14 protein-coding genes are annotated in these 16,901 nt (G+C 68.6%); 9 read left to right on the top strand and 5 right to left on the bottom strand.

The window, feature by feature from the left end; genetic code table 11:
- Window position 1 precedes the first annotated feature (1 nt).
- Window positions 2-799 carry a PaaX family transcriptional regulator C-terminal domain-containing protein gene (locus tag ABZX92_RS24260; protein WP_355563477.1) on the bottom strand — a complete coding sequence of 266 codons (798 nt, stop codon included), beginning with the start codon at window positions 797-799 and terminating at the stop codon, window positions 2-4.
- A 209-nt stretch (window positions 800-1,008) separates the two neighbouring features.
- Between ABZX92_RS24260 and ABZX92_RS24255 the strand changes: the two genes are divergently transcribed.
- The 3 genes from ABZX92_RS24255 (at window position 1,009) to ABZX92_RS24245 (ending at window position 4,410) form a co-directional block, all read left to right on the top strand.
- Window positions 1,009-1,176, top strand: a complete 168-nt coding sequence (locus ABZX92_RS24255) for a DUF3117 domain-containing protein (protein WP_065914675.1) — start codon at window positions 1,009-1,011, stop codon at window positions 1,174-1,176.
- Window positions 1,177-1,322: 146 nt separating this feature from the next.
- The gene (locus tag ABZX92_RS24250) at window positions 1,323-2,732 is read left to right on the top strand and encodes a leucyl aminopeptidase family protein (protein WP_355563474.1); all 1,410 of its coding nucleotides are present in this window, start codon (window positions 1,323-1,325) and stop codon (window positions 2,730-2,732) included.
- Between the two features lie 79 nt (window positions 2,733-2,811).
- A complete protein-coding gene (locus tag ABZX92_RS24245; protein WP_355563471.1) occupies window positions 2,812-4,410 on the top strand; it encodes a hypothetical protein in 1,599 nt (532 codons plus the stop codon).
- Here the strand turns inward: ABZX92_RS24245 and ABZX92_RS24240 are convergent.
- On the bottom strand, window positions 4,392-5,285 hold the full coding sequence (locus ABZX92_RS24240) for a LysR family transcriptional regulator (RefSeq protein WP_355563468.1): 894 nt from the start codon (window positions 5,283-5,285) through the stop codon (window positions 4,392-4,394). The genes ABZX92_RS24245 and ABZX92_RS24240 overlap by 19 nt on opposite strands.
- Before the next feature lie 52 nt (window positions 5,286-5,337).
- Between ABZX92_RS24240 and ABZX92_RS24235 the strand changes: the two genes are divergently transcribed.
- Entirely contained in the window at window positions 5,338-7,050 is a 1,713-nt protein-coding gene (locus tag ABZX92_RS24235; protein ID WP_355563465.1) for an MFS transporter, read from the top strand.
- 1,024 nt (window positions 7,051-8,074) lie between these two features.
- Here the strand turns inward: ABZX92_RS24235 and glgA are convergent.
- On the bottom strand, window positions 8,075-9,226 hold the full coding sequence (gene glgA / locus ABZX92_RS24230; protein ID WP_355563462.1) for a glycogen synthase: 1,152 nt from the start codon (window positions 9,224-9,226) through the stop codon (window positions 8,075-8,077).
- A gap of 88 nt (window positions 9,227-9,314) precedes the next feature.
- Between glgA and glgC the strand changes: the two genes are divergently transcribed.
- Window positions 9,315-10,529, top strand: coding sequence for a glucose-1-phosphate adenylyltransferase (glgC, locus tag ABZX92_RS24225; protein WP_355563459.1), 1,215 nt, complete (start codon window positions 9,315-9,317; stop codon window positions 10,527-10,529).
- On the opposite strand, the gene ABZX92_RS24220 is transcribed toward glgC, so the two are convergent.
- Window positions 10,526-12,766 carry an SdrD B-like domain-containing protein gene (locus tag ABZX92_RS24220; protein WP_355563456.1) on the bottom strand — a complete coding sequence of 747 codons (2,241 nt, stop codon included), beginning with the start codon at window positions 12,764-12,766 and terminating at the stop codon, window positions 10,526-10,528. The two genes, glgC and ABZX92_RS24220, sit on opposite strands and share 4 nt — an antisense overlap.
- Before the next feature lie 115 nt (window positions 12,767-12,881).
- Window positions 12,882-13,514 carry an O-methyltransferase gene (locus tag ABZX92_RS24215; protein ID WP_355563453.1) on the bottom strand — a complete coding sequence of 211 codons (633 nt, stop codon included), beginning with the start codon at window positions 13,512-13,514 and terminating at the stop codon, window positions 12,882-12,884.
- A gap of 215 nt (window positions 13,515-13,729) precedes the next feature.
- Between ABZX92_RS24215 and sigE the strand changes: the two genes are divergently transcribed.
- The 4 genes from sigE to tatB all read left to right on the top strand — a co-directional run bounded on the left by sigE (window position 13,730) and on the right by tatB (window position 16,818).
- Window positions 13,730-14,314: an RNA polymerase sigma factor SigE gene (sigE, locus tag ABZX92_RS24210; RefSeq protein WP_355563545.1), complete on the top strand. Its 585-nt coding sequence runs from the start codon at window positions 13,730-13,732 to the stop codon at window positions 14,312-14,314.
- Complete coding sequence (locus tag ABZX92_RS24205) at window positions 14,311-14,841, top strand: zf-HC2 domain-containing protein (protein WP_355563450.1); 531 nt, start codon at window positions 14,311-14,313, stop codon at window positions 14,839-14,841. The genes sigE and ABZX92_RS24205 overlap by 4 nt, the downstream gene beginning before the upstream one ends.
- A gap of 64 nt (window positions 14,842-14,905) precedes the next feature.
- Window positions 14,906-16,426 (top strand): trypsin-like peptidase domain-containing protein, encoded by a 1,521-nt coding sequence (locus ABZX92_RS24200; protein ID WP_355563447.1) that lies wholly within the window; start codon window positions 14,906-14,908, stop codon window positions 16,424-16,426.
- Between the two features lie 17 nt (window positions 16,427-16,443).
- A complete protein-coding gene (gene tatB, locus ABZX92_RS24195; RefSeq protein ID WP_355563444.1) occupies window positions 16,444-16,818 on the top strand; it encodes a Sec-independent protein translocase protein TatB in 375 nt (124 codons plus the stop codon).
- Window positions 16,819-16,901: the final 83 nt, after the last annotated feature.

Below are 16,901 nucleotides of genomic sequence, written 5' to 3'. Positions count from 1 at the left end.
ATCAAGCAGTGGAAACGTTGCGAACCGGCCGCAGGCACTCGTCGACGAAACGACTCGTGCCCGGTGCCAGCCGCAGTGTCTGTTCGTCGAAGAACGACGCTGCCGCGTGCCCCGGCCAGTCCGGTGGCAACAGTTCAGCAGGAAGACCGGGATCGCGGAACAGGAACTTCCGCCACGCGTGCAGCAGCTGCTGTGACGCAGCGAACGCCGCCGCGTCGTCGGTTTCGTCCACAACGGACACCTGTGCCCGCCAGTGCGCGACGAAGGCCGCGTAGTCGCGGCCGAGTTCGGCCAGGTCCCACGCCTTGGACGCCAGCTCGACGTCCGCACCGTCGTGTGAACCGTGAAAAGTTCGTGCCGCGACTCCCTCGGCGGCGAGCACGTCGGCCAGTTCGGGAGACGGTCGCGGAGCGATCCACGTCACAGGACCGAGCGCGCCGTAACCGAGCAGTTGCAGCTCCGACGCCAGATGGTCACGCGAGTCGCGGCCCGGCATCTCCTCCAGCACCACCACGTGCCAGCGACCGTCCCAGGTGGACGGCCTGGTGCGGTAGATCCGGGCGGCGGCCTCGTCGAGCCGTCGTTCCCCGCGAGGTGTCATCGCGTAACCCGGCCCGTCGGGCAGTCTCGTCGGCTGCAACCAGCCCTGCCGGACCGTCCGGGAAACAGCGGTGCGCACGGCCGGCGCGGCGAAACCGAGCGGTTCCAGCAGCCGGACGAGGGCAGCGATCGTGGCGGCACCACCGCGTTCGCGCAGGTGGCCGCCGTACACGTCGAAGAGTGCGGAACGAGCTCGCATCCGGCCCAGTCTGTCATGGCGCGCCCAGCTGTGCCGAAACTGTTGTGTTGTCGTGAAAACAGGTGTTGATCAGGCACAAGTCAAGATCGACAAATGTCACCCGAACTCGCCAAAAGATCGGTTCGGTTTCGCCCCTGAGTCGCGATAGGGGAGAATGGAGCAGATCCGGCCTGGCCGGACGGGGAAGATGTTGACGGAGGGAGCACGCGATGGCGGCCATGAAGCCCCGGACCGGCGACGGTCCCCTCGAGGTCACCAAGGAGGGACGCGGCATCGTCATGCGCGTACCGCTCGAGGGTGGTGGGCGCCTTGTCGTCGAGATGTCGGCGGACGAGGCCAGCGCTCTGGGCGACGCGCTGAAGGCCGCCGCCGGCTGAGGCCTCCCGGCGAGAAGAACAAGAGCCCCGGTTTCCACTGTGTTCCATAGTGGAGGCCGGGGCATCTCTTCGTCGCGGGATGGAGGACACTGAACGGTCGTTAATGCAATAGGGGAGGGTCAGTCGTGGGGTCGACGGTTCCGTCAGTGCCAACCAAGCTCGTGGACGTCGAGGTGGCCACCACCTCGCGCCGCAACGTTCCGGCTGTCGTGCTCGCGGCCACCGGGCCGGCGCTCGGACCGGGTGGCGAGGGGATCGACGTCTCCGACCTGACGGGCAAGGCCGGTGAGACGGTCCGCCACGACGAGGTGTGGACGCTCGGTGTCGGCACTGGCACTGCGAGCGACTACCGCACGGCCGGCGCGGCCCTGGTGCGCGCGCTGAGCGGTGAGGACGCCCCCAAGAGCGCCGATGTGCTGCTCACGCCCGATTTCGACGCCGAGAAGGTGCGCGCGTTCGTGCTCGGCGCGGCGCTCGGCGGGTACCGGTTCAAGGTCACCGGTGAGGAAGGCCCGAAGCGGCTCGGCTCGCTGCGGTTGATCACCGGCGACACCGGGTTCGAAGAGGTGCTGACGTCGGCCGCGCTGAAGGCTCACGCGCTGGCCACCGCCACCTCGCTCGCCCGTGATCTCGCCAACACCCCGTCCAACGTCAAGGACCCGCGCTGGCTCACCACCACGGCCGCCAAGCTCACGGAGAAGATCGACGGGCTGTCCGCCACCGTGCGCGACGAGAAGTGGCTGCGGCAGCAGGGCTTCGGCGGCGTGCTCGCGGTCGGTGGCGGGAGCGCCCGCCCGCCGCGGTTGCTGGAGCTGACGTACGGCACCACCGGCCCGCACCTGGTCTTCATCGGCAAGGGCATCACGTTCGACACCGGCGGCATCTCGATCAAGCCCGCCGACGGCATGCATCTGATGCGCACCGACATGGCCGGCGGCGGCGCGGTGATCTCCGCGCTGATGGCCGTCGCGCGCCGGCAGCTGCCGATCCGGGTCACCGGGCTCGTGCCGTGCGCGGAGAACCACGTCAGCGGCACGGCGTACCGGCCGGGCGACGTCGTGCGGCACTACGGCGGCGCGACCACCGAGGTGCAGAACACCGACGCCGAGGGCCGCATGGTGCTGGCGGACGCGATGGCGTACGCGGTGAAGAACCTCAATCCGGACCTGATCGTCGACGTCGCGACGCTGACCGGCGCGATGAAGGTCTCGCTCGGCCTGCGCACCGGCGCGGTGTTCACGGCCTCCGCGGAGATCGCCGCGAACGTGATCGACGCGGGTGCGCACGTCGGTGAGCAGTGGTGGCGGATGCCGCTGCTGGAGGAGCACGTCGAGGCCGTCACCAGCGAGATCGCGGACTACAAGCAGTGCCCGCCCGGCCCCGGCGGCGTCACGGCGGCGCTGTTCCTGCAGAAGTTCGCAGGCCAGGTGCCGTGGGCGCACCTCGACATCGCGGGCCCGGCGCGCTCGGAGAAGGTCTACGACGAGGTCGTCGCGGGTGCCACGGGCTTCGGCGCGCGGACGCTCGTCGAGCTGGCTGAAAAATATTCACGTTAATACCTACGATCGGCCATACGAGACGGCGAAGTTCCACGGCATGATGTGAGCGCCTTCACACCGTCGTAGAGGAGCGCTCGTGTTACTTCGCCTGGCTCTCGCCGTCTCGTTGGTCATAGCGGCCATAACCCCCGCGACCGCTGCCGGCCCCTGGTGGGAACCGGTCGCGAGGCCCGCGCAGGACTCGCAGATCAACGTCACGGGCGAGCCGTTCCAGGGCACGGACGGCGCGGGCAAGGTCCGCGGGTTCGTCGACGCGCACAACCACCTGATGACGAACGAGGCGTTCGGCGGCCGGTTGATCTGCGGTGAGGAGTTCAACGAGCAGGGCGCGGCGGCGGCGTTGAAGGACTGCCCCGAGCACTACCCGTTGGGCCTCGGCGCGTTGTTCGAGGCGATCGTCACGAACGACTTCGACGGGCACGACCCGGTGGGCTGGCCGACGTTCAAGGACTGGCCCTCCTACAAGACGGTGTCGCACCAGCAGAACTACTACGCCTGGCTGGAACGGGCGTGGCGCGGCGGGCAGCGGGTGCTGGTCCAGGACCTCACGAGCAACGCGACGCTGTGCGTGATCTACCCGTTCAAGGACAAGCCGTGCGACGAGATGGCGTCGGTCCGGCTGCAGGCCAAGCGGACCTACGAGCTGCAGGCGTTCATCGACAAGATGTTCGGTGGCACGGGCAAGGGCTGGTTCCGCATCGTCACGTCGTCCGAGCAGGCTCGCGACGTGGTCAAGCAGGGCAAACTCGCCGTGATCCTCGGCATCGAGACCTCTGAGCTCTTCGGCTGCCGTCAGCTGCTCGACCTCCCGTTGTGCGGCAAGGGCGACATCGACCGCGGCCTCGACGAGGTCTACGCGCTCGGCGTGCGCAGTGCGTTCCTGTGCCACAAGTTCGACAACGCGCTGTGCGGCGTCAGGTTCGACTCGGGTGTGCAGGGCGGTGTGCTCAACGCCGGTCAGTTCCTGCGCACCGGCACGTGGTGGAAGACCGAGAAGTGCACGGGACCGCAGCAGGACAACCCGATCGGCGTGGCCGGGCCGAACGCGCTGATCCCGGCGAACGTCGTGGCTCCGAAGTACGACGACGAGAAGCGCTGCAACACCCGAGGCCTGACGTCGCTCGGCGAGTACGCGGTGCAGGGCATGATGAACCGGCACATGATGATCGAGATCGACCACATGAGCGTGAAGGCGGCCGGTCGCACCCTGGAGCTGGCCGCGCAGAAGCGCTACCCCGGCATCATCTCCAGCCACAGCTGGATGGACGCGCAGTGGACCGAGAAGGTCTACCAGCTCGGCGGGTTCGTGGCGGGCTACGACAGCGACGCGCCGGCGTACGTCGCCCAGGCGGCCGCGGCCGAGCCGTTGCGCCGCAAGTACGACGTGGGGATCGGGTTCGGCAGCGACTTCAACGGCGTGGGCTCGCACCCGTCACCGCGCACCGGCGTGACCTATCCGTTCCGCAGCTACCCGGACGGTCCGCTCGTCGATCGGCAGCGCACCGGCGACCGGGTGTGGGACATCAACACCGACGGTGGCGCGCACGTCGGCCTGCTGCCCGACTGGATCGAGCAGATCCGCCAGGTCGGCGGGGATCAGCTCGTGCAGGACATGCTCGGTGGCGCTGAGTCGTATCTGCGCACGTGGTCCGGATCTCAGCGCTGGACGGCGTGAGTACGCAGCGCGTGGTCGCGGAACGCGCGGACCGCGGGCGGCAGCGGGTGGTCCTTCAGCCAGGCCAGCCCGAAGACGCGGCTCGCTCGCGGGGACAGCGGTAGTTCCCTGAGCCCGGCAGGCGGTGTGGTCTCGGCGTGCGTCAACAGCGCGACGCCGAGACCCGCCGCCACCAGGCCACGCACGGTCTCGATCTCCTGGCTCTCGAAGGCGATCCGCGGCGAAATTCCGGCGGCCGCGAACATGTCGTCGGTGATCTGCCGCAGGCCGTAGCCGTGTTCCAGCAGGATCAGCTCCTCGTGCTCCAAGTCCTTGAGCCGCACGGACTTCCTGCTCGCGAGCCGGTGCCCGACCGGCACGACGACGATCAGCTCCTGTTCGAACAGGACGACCGAGGAGAACTCCGGACCGTCCGGCGGCGGGGCGACCAGGGCGAGGTCGATCTCGCCCTGCCGCAGCTTCTCGACCACGGTGTAGCGGGCGTTCTGGACCAGGCCGAACCGCACGTGCGGGTGCTCGGCGCGGAAGCCGCGGACCAGTTCCGGCACCAGCGACCGGCCGAGCATGTGCAGGAATCCCAGCACCACCCGGCCCTTCTCCGGGTCGAGCTCCTCCTCGACCTCGCGCAGGCCGTGTTCCAGTGCCGCCAACGAACGCGTGGCCGCCTCGGCGAGGAGACGTCCGGCGCGGGTCAGGCGGACCCGGCGGCCGGTCTTCACGATGATCGGCGCGCCGAGTTGCTCGCCGAGTTCCGCGAGCCAGCGGCTGACCGTCGGCTGGGGGAGCCCGACGCGTTCTGCGACACGGGTCACGTGCTCGTCGGCGGCAAGCGCTTTCAGCACCGCCAGCTTCGGGGCCAGCTCCAATTCATCCACGAATTGATTCTCACCTATTTCCGTATTGGACGTATGGCTTAGCGTCGAATGCGTGAACAGGTTGACCGCGTCCATCGCCGCGTCCGGGCTCGCGTGCTTCGCGTTGCTGTACGCGCCGCAGCCGGTGCTGCCGCAAATCGCCGCGGAATACGGGCTGGGGCCGGGCGGCGCGTCGCTCGCTCTCTCAGCCGCGACGCTGGCGTTGGCCGTCGTGGTCGTGCCGATCGCGATGCTGTCCGAACGGGTCGGGCGCCGGCGCGTGATCGTGGTCAGCGTGCTGCTGGCGGGGGTGCTCGGCGTGGTGCTGCCGTTCGCGCCCGACTACGACGTCTTCCTGCTGCTGCGGGTGTTGCAGGGCATCGCGGCGGCCGGGGTGCCCGCGGCGTCGATGGCCTACCTCGCGGACGAACTGGACAAGAGCGAGCTCGGCGCCGCGATGGGCGCCATGATCGCGGGCAACAGCACCGGCGGCATGCTCGGCCGGCTGCTGTCGGGGATGTCCGCGGACTGGCTGGGCTGGCGCGGGGCGATCCTGCTCAGTGGCGTGGTCGGTCTCGTCGCCGCATTAGTCGTCGTCTTCTTCCTGCCCCGTGCGCAGGCGGCGCCGAAGCGGGCGCCCCGCGGGATGAAGGCGGCGCTGAAGGACCCGGTGCTGCTCTCGTTGTACGTGGTCGCGGTGCTGATGGTCGGCGCGTTCGTGTCGTTCTACAACGTGGCGAACTTCCAGCTGTCCGGTCCGTCGTGGCTGGAGTCGCTGGTGTTCCTCTTCTACGCGTTCGGCAGCACGTCGGCGGCGTTCGCGGGCAGGCTGTCCGACCGGCTGGGACGCGGGCGCGCGTTGCTCATGGCCATCGGGGTCGTGGCAGTCGGAACCCTGGCGAGCCTGCTGTGGGTGCCGCTCGGCCTGGCGATCGTGACCGCCGGGTTCTTCGCCTCGCACGCCGTGGCGAGCAGCTGGGTCGGCGCGCGGGCACCGTCCAACGCTCGCGGCCACGCGTCCGGGCTGTACCTGTGCGGGTTCTACGTGGGCAGCAGCATCGGCGGCACGTCCGGCAGCACCGCTTACGGCGAGTGGGGCTGGGGCGGTCTGGTGCTGGTGATCATCGGCTGGCTGGCCTTGGCCGCCATGCTGGTGGTGTGTTCACAATCCTCACCGGTCGATTTCGCGCCCAGTGGACACCTCGCGGCACCGCCCCCGCGCCCCCATATGCCCGATATGAGGGCGCGGGGGCGGCACCACGAGGCGCCCGCCTGGACACGAAATGGACCGGCGAGCGTTGATGAACACACCACCAGTTCAGAACTCCAACGCGAGGGTCATGCGCGAGTCGACCGGCGAGATCAGCTGGCGGCCCAGGCGGGGCAGCTCGACCGCGCCCTCGTTGAGGCCGACCGAGACCGAGCGGGTGTCCGCGGGGATCTCGACCACGATCGCGAACGGCAGCGGACCGCCGTCGTAGCGGGCTCCGACCTGCTTGGCGGTCGAGCCGTCCGGCAGCTGCACGGTGATGAGGTCCTTGGTCACGTTGCCGCCCGCGGTGTCGGGCAGGTCGCCGGTGGCCTCCAGCCGCACCTCCAGCAGCGCCTTGTCCGGTGCGGAGATGGTGGCGAGGTCGTACTGGCTCTCGCCGAGCTTGACCGGGCGCTGCCTGCCGAGCTTGACGCCGGTGACCTTCATGCCCATCGCGCTGCCGCCGAAGCGGATCTTCTGGGTCTGCTCCTTGAACTGGTTCGGGCCGGCGGCGCGCTGCAGCACGCGCGGTGAGTTGTCGGTGCGCTTGCCGGTCGGGATCTCGACCTTCTGGTCGAGTGACTTGGCGCCGAGCGAGCCGAGCGCCAGCGTCTCGGTGCCCTCCTGCGGGTCCGGGACCGTGTAGACGACGAACACCGAGCCGTTGGACGGGAGGCGGTCGGCCGGCAGCAGCTGGCGCTTGCCGGGCACCTCGAGGGCGAGCTCGGACGGCTGCGGGGCGAAGCCCTGCCAGTTCGTCCGCAGGAAACCGCTGTCGGTCTCCCAGAGCTTCTCGACCTTCATCCGCATGACGCGCAGGCGGGATCCCGGTTCGGCGCGCAGCGTGCCCTCTGCGGTGTACCAGATGTCCGGGTTCGCCCAACCGGTGACCGCGGTGGCCAGCAGGTCGTCGCGCAGCTTGATGTCGGCGTTGCCGAGCCCGAGATCGTTGTTGGGGCGCTTGCCGTCGTCCGGGAGCACCGCGAGGAAGTCGCGGCCGGCGGTCAGGTCCTGCTGCTTGCTCGGATCGAACTCCTTGCCGTCGGTGCGCACGAGCGTGCCGGAGGGGGTGCTGCGATTGCCTTTCTCCGGCACCTGCGGTGACTGCACCTCGTAGCGGACCTCGTCACCGCTCTTGTTGACCTCTTTGAGCGGCACGGGCACCCAGTCGGTGGACGCACCGGTGCCGGGGACCTGGACCGGTCCGCACCAGAGCTTCTTGTCCACCTCGGCGTCGACGCCCGTCTTGGCGAACCAGCAGCTCACGGCCGCCGCGCCCGCACGTGCCACGTAGCCGTACTCCAGCGTGTACGAGAGCTGGGCCTCGGCCTGTGCCTGCAGGTCGGAGGCGTCGGCGAGCTTCATCCCGTCGACCCTGAGCTGGACCGCCGCGGGCTTCGTCGCGGTGGATGTGCCGCACGCGGTCAACGCCAGGAGGACCGACAGACCCAGCACCGCAACACGCACAGTCCTCGCGCCCCTCACCAGTTGAAGCCGAAACGTCACTACTGGTTAAAGGCGGCGTTCACACCTTGGGGTTGCCCCAAGCGAGTGTGACTCAAATCACGCTGCGGTAGACCTCGACTGTCTGCGCGGCCATCGTCGACCAGGAGAATTCCTGCTCAGCGCGCTTGCGTCCGGCGGCGCCGTAGCGCTTGGCGCGCTCAGGATCCGAAATAAGTTCATTTATGGACTGGGCCAAGCTGTGTCGATATGTCGACAAATCGCGCTCGTCGTAGTGAACGAGGAGCCCGGTCTCACCGTGCGCGACGACTTCGGGGATGCCGCCGACGTCGCTCGCGACGACCGCCGTGCCGCACGCCATCGCCTCCAGGTTCACGATGCCGAGCGGCTCGTAGACCGACGGGCAGACGAACACGGTCGCGTGGCTGAGGATCTGCCTGACCTCGGCGGGCTGCAGCATCTTCTGGATCCAGAACACGCCGGACCTGGTCTTGGACAGCTCTTCGACGGCCAGCCGGGTCTCCTCGGCGATCTCCGGGGTGTCCGGCGCGCCCGCGCACAGCACGATCTGCGCGCTCGGGTCGATCTCGTGCGCGGCCGCGACGAGGTGGCCGACACCTTTCTGCCGGGTGATCCGTCCCACGAACGCCACGATCGGCTTCTCGGGATCGATGCCGCGGGTCGTGAGCGCGTCCGTCTCGGTCACCGGGTGGTACGCCGTGGAATCGATCCCATTGCGCACCACGTGCACCTTCGCCGGGTCGAGCGCGGGGTAGGCGTCGAGCACGTCGGCGCGCATTCCCTCGCTCACGGCGATGATCGCGTCGGCGTGCTCGTACGCCGTGCGCTCGGCCCACGACGAGATCCGGTACCCGCCGCCGAGCTGCTCGGCCTTCCACGGCCGGCGCGGTTCGAGCGAGTGCGCCGTCACCACGTGCGGGATGCCGTGCAGGAGTTTGGCCAGGTGACCGCCCATGTTGGCGTACCAGGTGTGCGTGTGCACCAGGGTTGCCCCCGCGACCGCCGCGGCCATCTCAAGATCCACCGCGAGCGTGCTCAGAGCCGCGTTCGCCTGCTCCAGGCTGTGGGGTGGGTTGTGGGCCGAGGCGTCTTTCCTGGGTGCCCCGAAGCAGTGCACGTCGACGTCGACGAGCTCGCGAAGATGGGGCACGAGGAATCCCACGTGCACACCAGCGCCGCCGTAGACCTCAGGCGGGTACTCCCGCGTCATGAGCGCAACTCGCACGCACCCACCGTAGATCACGGCGGTACTTGTTGGGACAAAGCCGTTTGCGTCTGGTTGAAGCTCGATCGCACAGATAGGGTCACATACCGTGAAGGGGCAGCCGCACGTTCTCGGAATTGTGCTTGCCGGTGGTGAAGGCAAGCGCCTGTGGCCACTGACGGCCGACCGCGCGAAACCGGCTGTGCCCTTCGGGGGCAACTACCGGCTGGTCGACTTCGTGCTGTCGAACCTGGTCAACGCGGGGCTCGCGAAGCTCTGCGTGCTGACGCAGTACAAGTCGCACTCACTGGACCGCCACATCTCGACGACGTGGCGCCTGTCCAATGTGCTCGGTCAGTACGTGACACCGGTCCCGGCCCAGCAACGGCTGGGTCCCCGCTGGTACACGGGATCCGCCGACGCGATCTTCCAGTCGCTCAACCTCGTCCACGACGAGAAGCCGGACCACGTGGTCATCTTCGGTGCGGACCACGTGTACCGGATGGACCCGGGCCAGATGATCTCGCAGCACGTCGAGTCCGGTGCGGCCGTGACCGTTGCCGGTATTCGCGTGCCGCGGACCGAGGCCAAGGCGTTCGGATGCATCGACAGCGACGCCTCCGGGAAGATCACGCGCTTCCTGGAGAAGCCGTCCGAGCCGCCGCACGTGCCGGACGATCCCGATGTCACTTTCGCTTCAATGGGCAACTACATGTTCACCACCGAGGCGCTTTTGGACGCGCTCCGGGGCGACGCGTTGAACCCCGACTCGGACCACGACATGGGTGGCGACATCATTCCCATGCTGGTGGACCGCGGGAAGGCGCACGTCTACGACTTCCAGGACAACGAGGTTCCCGGCGCCACGGACCGGGATCGCGGGTACTGGCGGGACGTCGGGACGATCGACGCCTATTACGACGCGCACATGGATCTGGTTTCGGTCCATCCGATATTCAACCTGTACAACGAGTTGTGGCCGATTCGCACCGCCACTCCGCCGTTGCCGCCGGCCAAGTTCATCGCAGGCGGGTCCGCTGAGGACTCGATGGTCGGCCCGGGTTCCATCATCTCCGGGAAGATTCACGGGTCGGTGATCTCGTCCGACGTGACCGTCGAGGTCGGGTCGGTGGTGCAGGGGTCGGTGCTGTTGCCGGGGGTCCGGATCGGCAAGGGCGCTGTGGTGCGGCGGGCTATTTTGGACAAGAACGTCGTGGTGCCGGACGGGGCGTTGATCGGCGTGGACGCGCCGATGGACCGTGAGCGCTACACCGTTTCGGCCGGCGGCGTCACGGTCCTCGGCAAGGGCGTCCGGGCCTACTAGCAGCCGACGATCTTGATGTCGTCCTGACCCTCGAAGCGGCGGCCGTCGACCGTGCGGCCCACGAGGGTCGCTGTCGTCATGCCACAGGTCAGGCCGGTTTTGGTGGTGTCGAACTGGCACACCAGATCGGCGCGGCCGTCGTCGTTGACGTCCTCACCCGGCGATCCACACCGGACGAAGCTCGGTTCGAGGCCGGTGGCGCCGAACGTGAGGCTGGTCCGGTCGACCTGGGTGACCGCGTTGAACTCGGCCGTGGACAGGATCGCGACCGGGATCAGGCCCTCCTTCTTGACGTTGATCGAGCTCGGGAAGCTGCGCGGCTTCACGTCCGGCGGCACCCAGCTGATCGAGCGGACGTCGTTCGCCCGGTTCGTGTCCTCGGGATGCGGTTCGTCGGCGCTGATCACCGCGCTGGTGGACAGCAGGTGCCTGCGGTTCTGCGTGCAGGACACCGCCCAGTTCTTGGTGAACGTCGCGGTCGTGCCCGCGTTGAGGACGTGCGTCTGCTGCTGACCGGTGTTCGGGGTGATCGTGCAGTCGGCAGGGGCTCCGAACGTCACCGTGGTCAGGGTGTGCACGGCGTCGGCCGGTCCGGCGTTGGCCACGGTGACCTTGCTGGTGCAGTCGAAGGCTTGCGGCTGGTACTGGCGTTCGGTGCAGGTCAGTCTCGTGTCGGTGACCGCGAGATCGGTGCGTTCGAACACCTCGACGCGGTCCGTGGCGGTGCCGTCGTTGTTGGTGGTGTCCGGGTCGATGACGTGCAGGTGGTCGAGCACGGCCTTCGACGACGCCGTGAAGTCGTGGTAGCTGCGGTTCGCGCAGGTCACCTTCCACGTGGACGAGACGGTGACCGGGTCCTTGTAGAGCGAGGTGTCGTGGCTCGTCTGGCCGCTCGGCGTCAGCGTGCAGTCGGCAGGGCCGGTCAGCCCGAGCAGGACGTGGGTGTTCGCCGGGCCGTGCGTGCCCATGTTGACCGCGACGGCAGTGACGGTGCATTCGAACTGGTCGCGGACGTAGGTGCGTGTGACGCAGTTGAGCTGGGTGCTCGCGACGCCGACGTTCGCGTCGTCGATCACGGCGATCGTGGCGCCGGTTGCACGGTGGTTGCTGGAGTCGTCCGGATCGGTCACCCCCGCCGTGGTGATCCTCAGGTCGTTCCTGAACTCGAACCGGTGGAAGCTCGGGTCGTAGCAGATGACTTCGACGTCGAAGACCACCTCGACCGGCCGGCCGAGGACGAGTTGGCGTGACTGGGGTGCGACGGCGCTGACCTGGCAGTCCGGCGGGCCGGAGCCTGACATCACGTCATCGACGTCGATCACCGGTGCGGGCCCGCGGTTCTCCAGCACAGCGCGGACGTGCAACGTGTGAGGCTCGTCCGCGGTCATCTCGGCCGGCGGGTCGACGAACTCGAAGGCGACCTTCACCGCGTCGGCCGCGGTCTCGACGTTGCCGAAGTCGCGGCCGTCGAACCTGGCGTCGCCGATGTTCGGGGCCACGTTCAGGGTGTGGCGCTCTGGACCGCTCGTGCGGGTCCAGCCGTCGCGGCTGTCCTCGGTGAGTGCGTAGTCGCCGGGCAGTTGGCCGTCGAGCCGGAACTCGTAGTAGCCGTTGCCGTCGGTCGTGGTCGTGGTGACCGCGCCGGTGCTCTGACCTGCGTCGGAACGGTCCCGGTGCAGCGTGATCGTCCAGCCGGCCAGGCCTTCCTCACCCGCGTCGCGCACGCCGTTGCGGTTGGCGTCGTGGTACTTGTGGCCGCTGATCACGGGCACGGGTTTGCCGGACTTGTCCAGCGAGAAGTTGCCGCAGGGCAGCGCGATGAAGCTGCCGCCGTAGGTCAGCGTCCTCAGGGTGACCGGTTGTTCGGCGAACGAGCTGAGGACTGTGTGGTACTGCTCCTGGCCGGGCGTGCACGGCACGTCCTGCGGCATGTCGACCTTGCAGCCCGACCACTGTTCCGCATTCGTGTGGAATTGTCGGTTGCCGACCGGCGCGTACCAGACGAAATTGCGGTCGAATCCACGCCCGAGGTAATAGGACTCGGCCTCGCGGATGTTCTGCGGGGTGAGTTCGGTGTGAATTCCTGGGTCGATGATGTAGGTGTCCCTGCCGCACCCGGAGTGGACCATGTCGTCGCCGTTTCCCCAGCACGGGGTGGTGGCAGCGGCGGGCGTGGCGAGGCCGATGAGTGGTATCGCGGCAGCCGCCAGCACGGCGAGAACTCTTGTTGGTTTCACCTGAGCCCCTTTCGGGGAATGGACGATCCCCGACCTGTGGAGGGCATGTCGAATTGCCGTGATGCGCTGTTACCGCATCACTCAGGTGGTCCAACTACGATTCTTATCGGCGCACTCAGGGTTTGCGAGCAGCCACCAACAGCCCATCGCCCAGCGGCAGGATCACCGGAACAAGCCGGTCGTCCTCCTTCACGAGGCGTGCGATGTCGCGCATGGCCTGGGTCGACTCGTCCCGCTTGCTCGGGTCCACGACCGCGCCGTGCCACAGGACGTTGTCGAACGCGATGACCCCGCCCGGCCTCAGCATGCGGACGCCGTGCTGGAGGTACTGCGGGTACTCGGGCTTGTAGGCGTCCACGAACACGAGGTCGTAGGCCGCGTCGGTCAGGCGAGGGAGGACGTCCAGGGCCTTGCCGATGATGAGGCGGGTGCGGGACGGGGAGATGCCTGCCGAGGCGTAGGCCTCGCGGGCCGCGCGTTGGTGTTCCGGGGCCACGTCGATCGAGGTCAGGATGCCGGACTGAGGCATGCCTGCCAGCAGGTAGAGGCCGCTGGTTCCCGCGCCGGTGCCGATCTCGACGACCGCGCGAGCTTGGAGTGCGGTGGCCAGGAAGCGCAAAGCAGCGCCGCCACCTGCGCCGATGGGCACGCAGCCCAGTTCCTGACCGCGTGCTCGGGCGGCCAGGTGCACCTCGTCCTCGGGGAGGTACTGCTCGACGTACTCCCGCAGGGCCGATTCCGTCGTCACAGGGGGCAGGTTAGTGCCACTTGTGCCCAAAACGGGTGAACGCGGCCCGAACCGAGATTCTCAGGGTGCTCTCAGCCTGCTCTCACGATCGTTTAAAGGGAGCAGGAGAAGGTAATGAAGCAACAAGCCAGGCTCTGGGCGGGAACAAGCCGGACCCGCCGTCCGTTGAGCCGCATAAGGGTCGCCGGGCGGCCCACATGGAGGTGCCGAAACACCTGATGCGCACGCAGTCGAGTTCGCCGGAGGCCGTCGCGCCCATCGAGACGGCCGACTGGACGCCGCCCTCGTGGGACTCCATCGTCCGCGAGCACGCGGATCGCGTCTACCGGCTCGCGTACCGCCTGACCGGCAATCAGCACGATGCCGAGGACCTGACCCAGGAGACGTTCATCCGGGTGTTCCGGTCGCTCGCGTCGTACAAGCCGGGCACCTTCGAGGGGTGGCTGCACCGCATCACCACCAACCTCTTCCTCGACATGGCACGCAGGCGTTCTCGCGTGCGCATGGAGGCGCTGCCCGAGGACAACGACCGCCTCGAGGGTGACGACCTGTCCCCCGAGGAGATCTACGACGAGAACCATCTCGACCCCGATCTGCAGGCCGCACTGGACGAGCTCCCGCCGGAGTTCCGCGCCGCCGTGGTCCTGTGCGACGTGGAAGGCCTTTCCTACGAGGAGATCGGCGCCACTCTCGGGGTGAAGATGGGTACCGTGAGGAGCAGGATCCATCGGGGCCGCCAGGCTCTGAAGGTCGCGCTCGAACGTCGTCGTCGGGAATCGTTGCTGGAGGACTCTGCATGACCGACCTCCGTGGTTGGGGCCTGCCTGAGCAGCATCTCTTGCCGGATGCCGTGGTCGCTTTCGTGGACGGAGAACTGTCCTCGGTCGCCCACGAGCGAGCCTCCGCGCACATCCAGCGCTGCGGCTTCTGCGCCTTCGAGACCTACACCCAGCAGCAGGCGCGCTCAGCTGTGCGCACTGCCGCTGCGCCGACGGCGTCCGCGTCGTTGCTGGACAGGCTCGGCGCCATCCCGCAGGAGGTCGATCTGCCGTCCGCTCCGGACGGGCTCGCGATCACCGAGGACGGACAGTTCGTCGCCGTGCAGCGCACCGACAAGCCCGCGTTCGGCTCCGGTCCGGTGCTCGGTTCCTCCAGACCCCTGGGCAGCAACGGCTGGTTCAGCGGCCGTCGCGCGCGTCAGGGCGCGGGTGTCGTGGTGAGCGGGATGCTGCTCGGCGCGCTCGCGTTCACGTCGACCGACACCGACGCACCCGCTTCGCCTTCGGTGCCGCAGAACGCCCGCGCGGTCTTCGCGACCACCCCCTGACAGCCATTTCACCGTTCGTGAGGCACGCTGTACCTCAGCACTCCTAGCGGAAATTCGGGGAGAGATGAGCCAGCAGTCGCCCAACGGCCAGACGTCCACGCCCGTTTCCGGAGTGGACGACGGAGCGCATCGCAGGCTCCGGCCACGGCCACTGGTGCAGCCGCCGGTCGACCCCGCGTACGCCTCCGCTTTCGGTCGCCCGGACGGTGTCGACACCGCGTTCGCCGCGCGCGACGTGCCCGTTCCCGCCGTCGAGTCGGCGCCGCCGCCTCCGGAATCCCTCGTCACCGCCTTCGGCCGGCAGGGCTCGCAGGAGCTGTTGCAGCGCCCGCCGCAGCCCGTTTCCGACCCTGATCCGGAGATCGACCCCGTCTTCTGGGGCGACAAGCCCGCCGGTGACCCGTGGCGCGACCCCGCGTCCGGTGCCGTGATCGGCCCGCCCGCCGTGGGTGAGGACCCGCCGGGCGAACCCGAGGCGAAGGCCCCGCCGGGTCCGCAGCTGAGCGTTCCGGAACTGATCTTCGGCCGGCGCGTGAAGCCGGCCGCTCTCACGTTGCTCGTCGTGGTCGCGCTCCTGGTCGGGGCCGCCGGCGGTCTGGTCGGCTGGCTGATCGGCCGCGCGGGCAACCCGCTGACCGACTCGACCGTGACCCTGGCCGAGGTCGAGCAGGGCAAGGAGCGCCCTGCCGGTTCGATCTCGGACATCGCCAAGCGCGTCACCCCCAGCGTCGTGTCCATCGAGTTCAAGGGCGCGAACGTCGCGGGCGTCGGCTCCGGCGTCGTCATCGAGGCCGGCGGCTACATCCTGACCAACGACCACGTCGTCGCCCCGGCGGCGCAGGACTCGTCGGCCAAGCTCAGCGTCGTCTTCACCGACGGCACGCGCGCCGCGGCCCGCATCGTCGGCCGCGACCCGAAGACCGACATCGCGGTCGTCAAGGTCGAGGTCACCAACCCGACCGTCCTGCAGTTCGGCAACTCCGACGAGCTCCAGGTCGGCGACAGCGTGATCGCCATCGGCTCGCCGCTGCAGCTGTCCAACACCGTCACCGAGGGCATCGTCTCCGCGCTGCACCGCCCGGTGACGGCGGCGGGCGAGAACGGCGGTCCCCAGGTCACCTACGACGCGATCCAGACCGACGCGGCCATCAACCCTGGCAACTCGGGCGGTGCGCTGGTCGACTCGCGCGGCGCCCTGGTCGGCATCAACTCCTCGATCCGCACCGAGACCGGTGGTTCGGTCGGCCTCGGCTTCGCGATCTCCGGCAAGCAGGCCCGCAAGATCAGCCAGGAGCTGATCCGCAACGGTTCGGTGAAGCACGCGGACATGAACGTCAACGTCAAGTCCGTGTCCGCGGAGACCTCCGAAGGTGCCCAGGTGCAGAACGTCCCGGCGGGTGGGGCGGCCGCGGCGGCCGGCATCCAGGAGGGCGACGTGATCACCAGGGTCGGCGACCGCATGGTCCGCAACGCCGCCGAGCTCGTGGTGGCCGTGCGCGAGCACGAGATCGGCCAGACGGTCCAGGTCGTGCTGGCCCGGCAGGGCCGTGAGCTCAAACTTGACGTGACATTGAAGAGCGACTGACAAGTAGGCTGGGGCCCGTGTTCGAGAACATCGGATGGGTGGAGATCCTCATCATCGTCGTCGCGGGTCTCTTCATCCTGGGGCCCGAACGCATGCCTGCCGCGGCAGCCTGGCTCGGCAAGACCGTGCGCCAGGTCCGCGAGTACGCCACCGGCGCGCGCGAGCAGCTCAAGCAGGAGATGGGGCCGGAGTTCGAGTCGCTCCGCAAGCCCCTGGAAGACCTGCGGGAGCTGCGCAACTTCGACCCGAAGCGCGCGGTGACGAGGCACCTGTTCGATGATCCCGAGCCGACCAAGTCGAACGGCTACCCGACGCCGTCCACGCCGCCGGCACCGGAGCAGCGCCCCCTGGCCCCAGGCGAGCGCCCGCCGTACGACCCGGACGCGACCTGATTTGCTGGAACGCGGGGGCCCTGCGTTACGTCGTGGTTTTGGCTGGTCAGAGATGGTGGGCTAGGAGCGGGAGAGCTCGAGCT

Origin of the sequence: Lentzea sp. NPDC006480 (assembly GCF_040611995.1) — a bacterium.
Lineage (GTDB): Bacteria > Actinomycetota > Actinomycetes > Mycobacteriales > Pseudonocardiaceae > Lentzea.
The sequence above is the reverse complement of the archived record's forward strand: the minus strand, read 5'-3'. Positions and strand labels throughout refer to the sequence as shown.